At 69.5% G+C, this 10,467-nt stretch carries 6 protein-coding genes and 1 pseudogene; 4 read left to right on the forward strand and 3 right to left on the reverse strand.

What is annotated here, in order from left to right; genetic code table 11:
- Together ABTU92_RS20860 and ABTU92_RS20865 are read right to left on the reverse strand one after the other, a co-directional pair.
- A pseudogene (locus tag ABTU92_RS20860) lies at positions 1 to 320 on the reverse strand (hypothetical protein); the annotation flags it as partial.
- 766 nt (positions 321 to 1,086) lie between these two features.
- The gene (locus ABTU92_RS20865; protein WP_408093551.1) at positions 1,087 to 1,938 is read right to left on the reverse strand and encodes a YihY/virulence factor BrkB family protein; all 852 of its coding nucleotides are present in this window, start codon (positions 1,936 to 1,938) and stop codon (positions 1,087 to 1,089) included.
- Positions 1,939 to 2,352: 414 nt separating this feature from the next.
- Here ABTU92_RS20865 and ABTU92_RS20870 point away from each other — a divergent pair, with 414 nt between their 5' ends.
- The 4 genes from ABTU92_RS20870 (at position 2,353) to ABTU92_RS20885 (ending at position 7,061) form a co-directional block, all read left to right on the forward strand.
- Complete coding sequence (locus ABTU92_RS20870; RefSeq protein WP_408093552.1) at positions 2,353 to 4,026, forward strand: acyl-CoA dehydrogenase family protein; 1,674 nt, start codon at positions 2,353 to 2,355, stop codon at positions 4,024 to 4,026.
- A gap of 234 nt (positions 4,027 to 4,260) precedes the next feature.
- The gene (locus ABTU92_RS20875) at positions 4,261 to 5,367 is read left to right on the forward strand and encodes an ABC transporter substrate-binding protein (protein ID WP_408093553.1); all 1,107 of its coding nucleotides are present in this window, start codon (positions 4,261 to 4,263) and stop codon (positions 5,365 to 5,367) included.
- Positions 5,367 to 6,215, forward strand: a complete 849-nt coding sequence (locus ABTU92_RS20880) for an ABC transporter permease (RefSeq protein WP_408093554.1) — start codon at positions 5,367 to 5,369, stop codon at positions 6,213 to 6,215. Before ABTU92_RS20875 ends, ABTU92_RS20880 begins: the two co-directional genes overlap by 1 nt.
- Before the next feature lie 21 nt (positions 6,216 to 6,236).
- A complete protein-coding gene (locus tag ABTU92_RS20885) occupies positions 6,237 to 7,061 on the forward strand; it encodes an ABC transporter ATP-binding protein (protein ID WP_408093555.1) in 825 nt (274 codons plus the stop codon).
- Between the two features lie 178 nt (positions 7,062 to 7,239).
- On the opposite strand, the gene ABTU92_RS20890 is transcribed toward ABTU92_RS20885, so the two are convergent.
- Entirely contained in the window at positions 7,240 to 10,395 is a 3,156-nt protein-coding gene (locus tag ABTU92_RS20890) for an EAL domain-containing protein (protein ID WP_408093556.1), read from the reverse strand.
- Positions 10,396 to 10,467: the final 72 nt, after the last annotated feature.

Genomic DNA, 10,467 nt, shown 5'->3' on the forward strand with positions numbered 1-10,467 from the left:
GCGCGGCTCGCCACCGAGCCGGTGAGCAACTCGCTGTCGAAATTCGGATCGAGGCTCGCGACCTTGTAGCCGGTCGGCTCGGGGATCGCGGTGCCGACCGGGCGCGGGAACGAGAAGGTGGCGGCGTGGAAGCTGCCGAACGGGCTGCGCGCCTGCTCGTGGGCGACGTCGCCGCCGCCGCCGGCGCGGGCTGCGATCAGCGAGGCGAGATCCTGATAGGCGACCGAGCTCGGGATCGCCGCGAAGGTGAGCAGCGCGAAGCCGAAGGGCGCCGCGACGGCGGTGTGGTGTTTCAGCGAGATTCGACGCAGCGAGCCCAACAGCCGTCCCCGGAGCAGCGAACGCGAACCACATGGTTTCCCGATCGTCGACGCGACCGGTAAAGAAGCGGTTTGCACGTTCGCAACACGTCAACCATGCTGCGTGAGCAGGGTTAACGTCGTGTTAACGAACGGCGGCATCGCGCGCTCGCGCGCACGCTCCACCGGCGCACTCGCGTGCGCGATCGACACCGACGTGCACGCGGGTGCGCACGCGGTCATGGTCTCGTCGTGATCTTGCTGAGCGATGTCCCGGGAGCGATGTCCCGGGCCCTGATCGCCACCGGGCGAGCGATGATGACGAACGCCCGGTCTGATGCCGGATCGTCGTCATCATCGCGCCTCGGCACCCCCACACCCCCGTGCGTCGGCGGCAAGTCGATTTACGAACTTGTAACCAAGACTAAGGCGGCACTTGGGCGGTCCGAACCAGCGGTTCGGCGAGCCGCCGTCGCCACCTCGCGGATGTGCGAGAAAGCCAATGAAACCGGGCGGAATTCGATCATCCACAGGGCCGGTCCGCAGCGTTTCCTACGCAGTCGTCCCGATCGCCGCGCAGCGGCGTCGCACGACCCCGCGAGGTCACGATTCGAGAGCGGTTCTCGGTTGTGATGAATCGGCCCCAGCTGCCGCTCGTCCTCGCGAAGGCGGGGACCCGGGGCGACACGGCACGCGGCTCCTGGATCCCCGCTTGCGCGGGGATGACCGGAGTGTGGGGCGACGTCGGAGGAAACCGCTCCAGGCCCGTCCGCCGTGACCGGCGCTCTCACTTCCGCTTCGCGTTGCGCCGCCTGATCACGGCCTGGTTGAGCGCCGCGCCGAACACGAAGATGGTCGCGGTCCAGTACAGGAACACGAGCGCGATCATGGCCGAGGCGAGGCCCGCGTACATCGTGACGTAGGTGTTGGCGAACTCGGACAGATAACGTCCGAACAGAACGCCGGTGATCAGCCACATGCCGAGCGTCACGGCGATGCCGGGCGCGATCTCGTCGAACGTGCGGCGTCCCGCCGGCAGCCATTTGTGGATCAGCGTCAGCGCGACGACGAGCACGACGCTGGCGATGCCGAAGCGCGCGACCGTGAGCGACACCTCGAACTGACGCAGGTTCGGAAACACCGGGACGAGCTTGGCGAAGATCAGCGGTCCGAGCACGATCAGGAAGGCGAGTGCCACGAGGCCGAGCGCGCCGACCAGCACATAGGCGATCGACTCGAGCCGCAGGAGCCACCACGACCGCGTCTCCACCACCTCGTAGCTGCGGTTGAGCCCGATGCGCAGGCTCTCGACGCCGCTCGACGAGAAGTACAGCGCGAGCCCCGCCCCGACGGTCAGGATGCCGCCGTGCGCCGTGGTCAAGACGCTCTCGATCTCGCCCGCGATCGGGCCTGAGACCTCCTCGGGCCAGGCCTCGAGCAGCAGGAGGGCGACCTGGTCGGCGAGGTCCTGGGTGCCCAGGAAGCCGGACAGGGCGGTGACGAAGATCAGGAACGGAAACAGCGACATCAGGGTGGAGAGCGCGATGTGGCTGGCGATCGCCCAGCCGTCGTCGCGGTTGAAGGCGAGGAACGCGTCGGCCGCGACCCGGGCCGGAATCGTGATCAACCGCAATGGCATGGCACGCGCCGCCGGGCCCCGCCCGAGCGCCGTTTTGTCTCGCTTCGGGCCACGGATTCCCTCTCCACGCAGGTGCGAAAAGATGCCATCATTAAACCATGTCGCGGCGAGGCGGGCACCGTCTGCCGCGCGGACATGCGACGCAAGAACTGCACGTAAGAACTGCGACGCGAGACCCTTCGAAACGAGAACCTGCGACGCGAGGATGTGCGCCGCATAGACTTAAGTCGTACGAACTTTCGCCGCAGAGACTTTCGCCGCAGAGACTGCGACCAAGAGAAGAACCGCGAGAGCGCCGTCCGGCTCCGAGGGGCCGGGCGCTCGAAGAGGCATATCGATTTTTCAACAAGTGGCCGTCGCGGCCCCGAGACCTCCGTCCCGGGCAACGCGCGATGCCGATTTCCGGAGAAGCCCATGTCCTTAGCCGCCAAGCGTTCCGAGTCCGGTCCCGATCTCGTCTCCCTGTCCAGTCGGGCCGCGGACGCGCTCGACGCCGTCCTGGCCGACGCGATCTACAGCGTCCGTGCCCGCGTGTCGTCCGGTGGCCCGGGGGCGAAGCTGTTCGACCGCGAGCAGCGCGCCACCCACGGGCTCGCCTGGCTCGCCACCTATGCCGAGGCGGTGCGCCAGCTCGCAGCCTACACGGCCCGCATGACGGAGGCCGGAAAGCTCGGCGAGATCGAGGAGCTGGTGGTGCGCATCGGCCTCGGCGAGTACATCGCCCAGGTCGCCGGCGGCATCCCGATGAGCCAGGGCGAGTTCGTGCGCCCCGCCGATCTCGGCCTCGACACGGCCTCGGTGCTCGGCCGCCTCGCGCCGAGCCTCGACGCGCTGGCCGACACCGGCAACACGCCGGAGAACCGTGCCCGCCTGGTGACGCTCATGCGCGAGCATCACGCCTCGACGGTCGGCGACTGCGGCCTCGAGGAGACCTACGAGACCATCCGCGAGGAGATGCGCAAGTTCGCCGACTCCGAGGTGATCCCGCACGCCCACGGCTGGCACCGCGCCAACGCCTACATTCCGATGGAGACGGTCGAGCACATGGCCGAGCTCGGCGTGTTCGGCCTGACGATTCCGGAGGAGTATGGCGGGCTGGGGCTCGGCAAGGAGTCGATGTGCGTCGTCTCCGAGGAGCTTTCGCGCGGATACATCGGCGTGGGGTCGCTCGGCACTCGCTCCGAGATCGCCGCCGAGCTGATCCTGTGCGGCGGCACCGACGAGCAGAAGCAGCATTGGCTGCCCAAGATCGCCTCGGGCGAGATCCTGCCGACCGCCGTGTTCACCGAGCCCAACACCGGCTCCGACCTCGCCTCGCTGCGCACCCGCGCGGTGCGCGAGGGCGACACCTACGTCGTCAACGGCAACAAGACCTGGATCACCCATCCGGTGCGTGCCGACCTGATGACCCTTCTGGTCCGCACGAATCCGCAGGACCCGGGCTATCAGGGCCTGTCGATGCTGCTCGCCGAGAAGCCGCGCGGCGACGACGCCAACCCGTTCCCGGCCGCGGGCATGTCCGGCACCGAGATCGAGGTTCTCGGCTACCGCGGCATGAAGGAGTACGAGATCGCCTTCGACGGCTTCACGGTGCCGGCCGACAATCTGCTCGGCGGCGTCGAGGGGCAGGGCTTCAAGCAGCTCATGCAGACCTTCGAGGCGGCCCGCATCCAGACCGCGGCGCGTGCCATCGGGGTCGCCCAGGCCGCCATGGAGGAGGCGCTGAGCTACGCCGAGACCCGCGTCCAGTTCGGCCGCCCGATCGTCGAGTTCCCGCGCGTCTCCGACAAGATCGCCATGATGGCGGCCGAGATCATGATCGCCCGACAGATCACCTACTTCGCCGCCAAGGAGAAGGACGAGGGCAAGCGCTGCGACCTGGAGGCCGGCATGGCCAAGCTGCTCGCCGCGCGGGTCGCCTGGGCGGCCGCCGACAACGCCGTGCAGGTGCACGGCGGCAACGGCTTCGCGCTTGAGTACCGGGTCTCGCGCATCCTCTGCGACGCCCGCATCCTCAACATCTTCGAGGGCGCCGCCGAGATCCAGGCCCAGGTCATCGCCCGCCGCCTGATGGACAGGGGGAACTGAAGCGCGCTTCTGTCGTGATCGTCCCGCCGTCCTCGTGAGGCCGCCGGGACTGTGTTTCGGGCGGCGCGTCGTCGCCTTCGGTCAGGCGTGATCTCTCGATGGCGGCTCTCGGTCCACGGGTCGAGGGCCGCTTTCATGTTTCAAAACTGAATAATCCATGAGTTAATTCGAATGGCCGAGGGCCGGGGGCGTGCGTCAGGATGACCGCGCCGGGCCGTCGTCAGGGAGCCGCCGATGCTTCGCCATCCGAATATCCACCGCAGTCTCTTCGCGAACCGAGCTCTCTTCGCGACCCGAAGTCTCCTCGAGACCCGAAGTCTCCTCGAGACCCGAAGTCTCCTCGAGACCCGAAGTCTCCTCGAGACCCGAAGTCTCTTCGCGAGCTTCGTATACCAAGCGGCGATCGCCGCGGCCGCACTGGTCGTCGCCGCCACGGCCGCGACGGCGCAGACCACGACGCTGCGCATCTCCACATTCAAGGGGCAGCCGCATATGGCGAGCTCCTACATGCTCTCCAAGGTGGCGCCGCCGAACGTCAAGATCGACATCGTCGAGGTGGCGACCAGCTCGGAGGCCATGGACGCGCTGCTGACCGGCAACATCGACGCGGCCTATCTGGGCCTCGTCACCGCGGTGCTCGCGGTGGCGCAGGAGCGGCCCGTCGCGGTGATCGCCGGCGTCAGCTTCAAGGGCGCCCGCATCGTCGCCCGCAAGGGCAGCGGCGTCGAGGCGATCAAGGATCTCAAGGGCAAGACCGTCGCGGTGTCGAAGGCCGGCCAGACCGACATGATGTTCCGCGAACTCCTGGAGCGGGCCGGCCTGCAGGTCGGCCGCGACGTCGAGTACCTGCTCCTGCCCACCAACGCGCATCTCGAGGCGCTCGCCTCCGGCCGCATCGACGTCGCCGCGACCACCGAGCCGCACGGCTCCGTGATGCTGGCGATGGGGCTCGGCACCGACATCGCGCCGGACCTCTACGACACCTCGACGGGACGGGTCGGCATCGTGCTGGCCGTCGCCCGCAGCACCATCGAGAAGGATCCGGCCAAGGCGCAGCTCATCGCCGATCTGCACGCCAAGGCGACCGCCTGGGTGAAGGCCCATCCCGACGAGACCGCGGCCGAGCTGGCCAAGATCATCCGCCAGAAGGACGACGTGGTGAAGATGGCGATGAAGAACACCGAGCTGTCGATCGACATCGACGCGGCGTTCCGCAAGCAGACCGCGACGCTGATCGACCAGCTCATCCGGATAAAATATCTCGACCGGACGGTCGAGGCCGACAAGGTGTTCGACCTCCGCTTCCTCGACAAGGCGCGGGCGGCCGCCGGGGCGAACTGATGTCGGTCGCGGTGCAGGACGGGGCGTCGTCCGGAGCCGACGCGCCGGCGCCCGCGCGCCGCAAGGCGCCGGGCCTGCGGCGCCGGCTGGCGACGGTCGCGGTCTATCTGGTGATGCCGGTCGGCCTCCTGGCGCTCTGGCAAGTCGCCTCCGATCTCGGCTGGATCTCGGCCTATCTGCTGCCGTCGCCGCGCCGTGCCGCGACGGGCTTCTGGGAGATCCTCACCGACGGCACGCTGTGGATGCACGTCCGGGCGAGCCTGTTCCGCAGCATCGCCGGCTTCCTGATCGCGACCTCGATCGCGGTGCCGCTCGGCGTCATCGTCGGCTGGTCGCCGGTCGTGCGGCGGCTGTCGCACATCACGCTCTTGCTGCTGATCCCGATCCCGATCACGGCGTGGATCTCGATCGCCATCGTGTGGTTCGGGATCGGCGACGCCTCCGCCGTGTTCCTGGTCGCGCTCGGCGCCGCCGTGCCGATCCTGATCAACACGATTCACGGCGTCGAGTGGGTCGAGCCGGTCTATGTCGAGGCGGCCCGCATGCTCGGCACCGGGCCGCGCCAGATCCTGTGGCGCGTCGTGCTGCCGGCGGCGCTGCCCAACATCTTCACCGGGCTGCGGCTCGGCCTGCGCAACTCCTGGGCCGGGCTCGTGGTCGCCGAGATGATCGGGGCGAAGTCCGGCGTCGGCTACCTGATCTGGGACGCGCGGCTGATGATGCGCTCCGACCTCGTCATCGTCGGCATGATGATGGTCGGCGTGCTCGGCCTCGTCTCGGACCAGACGATGAGCTGGGCGGGGCGGCGCGTCCTGCGCTGGCACGAGGGATTGTCGCGCAATGACTGATGCGAGGATCGGACGGACGCCATGAGCGAGGCGACAGACGGCAGCGCCGCCGTGGCGAAGATCAGGGCCGAGGGCGTCGCCAAGACCTTCACGTCGAACGGCCGTGACGTCGTCGCGCTGCAGCCGGTCGATCTCACGGTCGGCGACGGCGAGTTCGTCTGCATCCTGGGGCCCAGCGGCTGCGGCAAGAGCACGCTCCTGCGCATCGTCGCCGGCCTGATCGGGGCGAGCGCCGGCCGGGTGACGATGGACGGCCGCCCGATCCGCGGGCCGGGCCCGGAACGCGGGCTGGTGTTCCAGGAATACGCGCTGTTCCCCTGGCTCACCGTGCTGAAGAACGTCATGTACGGGCCGACCGTGCGGGGCCTCGGCCGCGCCGAGGCGGAGGCGCGGGCGCGCGCCCAGATCGCCCGGGTCGGGCTCGAAGGCTTCGAGCAGCACTATCCGCGCCAGCTCTCCGGCGGCATGAAGCAGCGCGTCGGCATCGCTCGGGTCTGGGCGAACCAGCCCGACGTGATGCTGATGGACGAGCCGTTCGGCGCGCTCGACGCCATCACCCGGAACATCCTCCAGCGCGATCTCCTGAAACTCTGGCTGGAGGAGCGCCACACGGTTCTGTTCGTCACCCACAGCGTCGACGAGGCGATCTTCCTGGCCGACCGCGTGGTGGTGATGTCGGCGCGGCCCGGCCGGATCACGGCGATCGTGCCGGTCGCGCTGCCGCGCCCGCGCGATCTCCTGGCGTCCGAGGCGATCGCCCTCAAGGCCGAGCTGACGCGGCTCGTCGAGGACCAGGTGATGGGACCGCGCGGCGAGCCGAGCCGGCTGCGGGAGTACGTGAACTGATCGCCTGCTGCGGGCTTGTTCCTGTCTCTCCGTCATGGCCGGGCTCGTCCCGGCCATCCACGTCTCCTTGGCGTCGGATCAATCGTAGGACGTGGATGCCCGGCACGAGGCCGGGCATGACGAGTCCCTCATGTGACGTGCGAGTTGCGTTGCCAGGGGCTGGCCGGCCGACGCCGGGTCACGCCGCGACGATACGGCGGCTGCGCGCCAGCCCTTCGGCCATCGCGGCCGGCATGGCGGCGCCGAACAGGTAGCCCTGGCCGAGCGTGCAGCCGATGGCCCGGAGAATCTCCTGCTGCTCGATCGTCTCGACGCCTTCGGCGATCGTGCTCATGCCCAGCCCGGCGGCGAGCTCGGCGATGCCGCGCGTGATCGTCAGGCAGTCGATGTCGTTCGGCAGCTCGCTGACGAAAGAGCGGTCGATCTTGATCTTGTCGAAGGGGAAGCGGCGCAGGTAGCCGATCGACGAGTAGCCGGTGCCGAAGTCGTCCATCGCGATGCGCACGCCGAGCGCCCGCAGTGCGTGGAGCGTCGCGAGATTGGTCGGGCTGTCCTCGAGCAGCACCGTCTCGGTGATCTCGAGCTCGAGCCGGGCCGGATCGATGCCGGTGTCGGCCAGGACGGATTTCACGGTGCCGACGATGTCGCCCGAGCGGAACTGCAGGGGCGACAGGTTGATGGCGATGTCCACGGTGTCGGGCCAGCGCGCCGCGTCGGCGCAGGCCCGCCGCAGCACCCATTCGCCGAGCGGCACGATCAGGCCGATGGTCTCGGCGATCGGGATGAACTCGGCCGGTGACACCGGGCCGCGCTCCGGATGGGTCCAGCGCAGCAGCGCCTCGAAGCCCTTCACGGTGCCGCTGCGCAGATCGACCCAGGGCTGGTAGTGCACCTCGAGCTGCTCGGCGTCGTGGGCGGCGCGCAGATGCAGCTCGAGGGCGCGGCGCGCCTTGAGCTGGGCGTCCATCTCGGGCTCGAAGAAGCAGTGGGTCCGGCGCCCGCGCGCCTTGGCGCGGTAGAGCGCCATGTCGGCGTGGTTGAGGAGATCGTCGGGAGAGCGGCTGTCGCGGTCCAGCGTGGTGGCGATGCCGACGCAGGGCGTCACCGTGATGACGTGGCCTTCGATGAGATAGGGGGTGCTGATCACCGCGATCAGCCGCTCGGCGAGATGCCCGGCGTCCTCAATGCGGGTGATCCCGTCCTGCACGACGGCGAACTCGTCGCCGCCGATGCGGGCCGCCGTGTCCTGCTCGCGCACGCAGCCGCGCAGCCGGTCGGCGACGTGCTTCAGGAGCCGGTCGCCGATCGGGTGCCCGAGCGTGTCGTTGACGTCCTTGAAGCCGTCGAGATCGATGCAGATCAGCGCCAGCCCCTCGCCGTCCGGACGGTCGCGGGCGACCGCATCTTCCAGTCGGGCACGGAACAGGGTGCGGTTGGCGAGCTCGGTCAGGCTGTCGAAATGGGCGAGGTGACGGATCCGCTCCTCGTCGCGGGACTGCTGGGTGACATCGATCGACGCCACCAGCTTGGCCGGCCGGCCGTCGTAGGAGAGCATCCGCGTGAACGGCTGGGCCAGGAGCTCGCTGCCGTCGGCGCGGCGATGGCGCCACACCCGCTCGCCGCGCGACGGCTCCGGCGACCGGGCGGCGAGCCGGACCGCGGCGTGGTCGGCCGGATCGCGCAGGTCCAGCACCGTCATGGCGAGGAACTGCTCGCGGCTCCAGCCGTAGTGATGGACGGCGGCGTCGTTGACGGCGAGGAAGCGCAGGGTCTCGCAGTCGAACACCCACATCGGCAGCGGGTTGGCGTCGAACATCAGGCGGAACGACTGCTCGCTGCGCTTGATCTCGGTGATGTCGATGCGGATGCCGATCGAGCCGCCGTCGCTGGTTCGACGCTCCTCGATGCGCAGCCAGCGGTCGCCCGGCAGGCACTGCTCGTGGCTGCCCGCATGGGCGTGGAAGCTCGCCATGCGCTCGGCGAGCCATTCCTCCTCGCGGCCGACCGCCGTCGGGATCAGGCCGGCCTTCAGCCGCTCCCGCAGGCGGTCCTCGAGCCGCAGGCCGGGCGCCAGCGGCATCGGATTGGCGGCGTAGAGGTCCTCGTAGAACCGGTTCCACACGACGAAGCGGTCCTCGGCGTCGAAGAAGGCGAGGCCGACCGGCACCGCCTCGATGGCCTCGCGCAGGCGCGCATGGGCGGCCCGCTCCGCCTCGGACGCCCGCTCCGCCTCGGCCCGCGCCGTGCGCAAGGCCGCCTCGCGGTCGCGATTGTCGCGCAGCAGGGCCTGGAGCGATTGCGACAGCGATTCCACCTCGGCGTAGTCGCGCAGCACCGGCAGGTCGACGTCCTGGAAGCCGCGCGCGCTGCGCGCGGCACCGGTCAGTCGCTCGAGCGGGGCTGCGATGCCGCGGGCGACGCCCATGGCGAGGATCACGGCGAGCGCCAGCGCGCCGGCCGAGACGAGCATGCCGCGGCCGATCTTGGTCTCGACCCGGGCGAGCGCGGTGCTGCGGTCGACGGCCGCGACGATGCGACCGCCCGATTCCGGCAGCCGAACCACACCATGGATGCGTCCGTGTCTCTCGGTCGGCTTGCCCGACGTCCAGGTGTCCGCCAGGGCGGTGAGCCGCCGCGCCATGTCCGAATCGAGCGCCTCGTTCGCCGACGTGCCGCGGTCCCGCGAGGCGTAAGCCATCAGCCGGCCGCTGGCGTCGAGCAGCCAGAAGCTCGGATCCAGCTCGTCGAGACTCTCGTGCACGATCTTGTCGAGCCAGGTCGGCCGCAGAGCCATCCCGACCAGCCGGATGACGGTGCCGTGGTCGTCCAGGATCGGCAGCACCAGGAGGGTGACGGGCGCGCCGGTCACGCGGCTGGTCATGACGTCGCTGACGACGAACTTGCGGTCGGCCATCGCGCGCTTGAAGTAGTCGCGATCGGAGACGTCGAGGCCGATGCCACCCGGCGCCGTGTGGCAGACGACGCGGCCGGTCCGGTCGAGCACCAGCAGGCCTTCCGACCACGGCCGCGTGCGCTCGATCTGGGCGAGGTAGCGGTTGCAGCTTTCGGGCGACCCGTGCGTCACCTCCGGGGCGAAGCTCACGATGTCGAGCAGGGTTCGCCCTTCGAGCTGCGCCTCGCGGTAGCGCGCGGCGGCGCGGCGCGCCAGCGCCTCGACCTGCTGGCCGGCCGTGTCGATATCGCTGGCCCAGTCGCGATGGAGACCGACCGCGATGGCGGCGATGAGCGGCAGCACGGCGACCAGGATCAGCCCCAGCAGCCGTGTTCTGATGCCCGTCGCTCGTGGGGACGATCTCGTCCGGCCGCCCGTCATCGCCTGTCTCGCCTAATGCGGGAACATTCGCCCACGGGTTACCTTCCGGGCCTTAAGAGCCGATCCAAGAAG

It is taken from the genome of Rhodoplanes sp. SY1, from assembly GCF_046000175.1.
Taxonomy (GTDB): Bacteria; Pseudomonadota; Alphaproteobacteria; order Rhizobiales; family Xanthobacteraceae; genus Rhodoplanes.

Bases quoted from the DNA above. Each gene is read 5' to 3' on its own strand.
- ABTU92_RS20865 (WP_408093551.1), bottom strand. From the start codon at position 1,938: ATGCCATTGCGGTTGATCACGATTCCGGCCCGGGTCGCGGCCGACGCG.
- ABTU92_RS20870 (WP_408093552.1), top strand. From the start codon at position 2,353: ATGTCCTTAGCCGCCAAGCGTTCCGAGTCCGGTCCCGATCTCGTCTCC.
- ABTU92_RS20875 (WP_408093553.1), top strand. From the start codon at position 4,261: ATGCTTCGCCATCCGAATATCCACCGCAGTCTCTTCGCGAACCGAGCT.
- ABTU92_RS20880 (WP_408093554.1), top strand. From the start codon at position 5,367: ATGTCGGTCGCGGTGCAGGACGGGGCGTCGTCCGGAGCCGACGCGCCG.
- ABTU92_RS20885 (WP_408093555.1), top strand. From the start codon at position 6,237: ATGAGCGAGGCGACAGACGGCAGCGCCGCCGTGGCGAAGATCAGGGCC.
- ABTU92_RS20890 (WP_408093556.1), bottom strand. From the start codon at position 10,395: ATGACGGGCGGCCGGACGAGATCGTCCCCACGAGCGACGGGCATCAGA.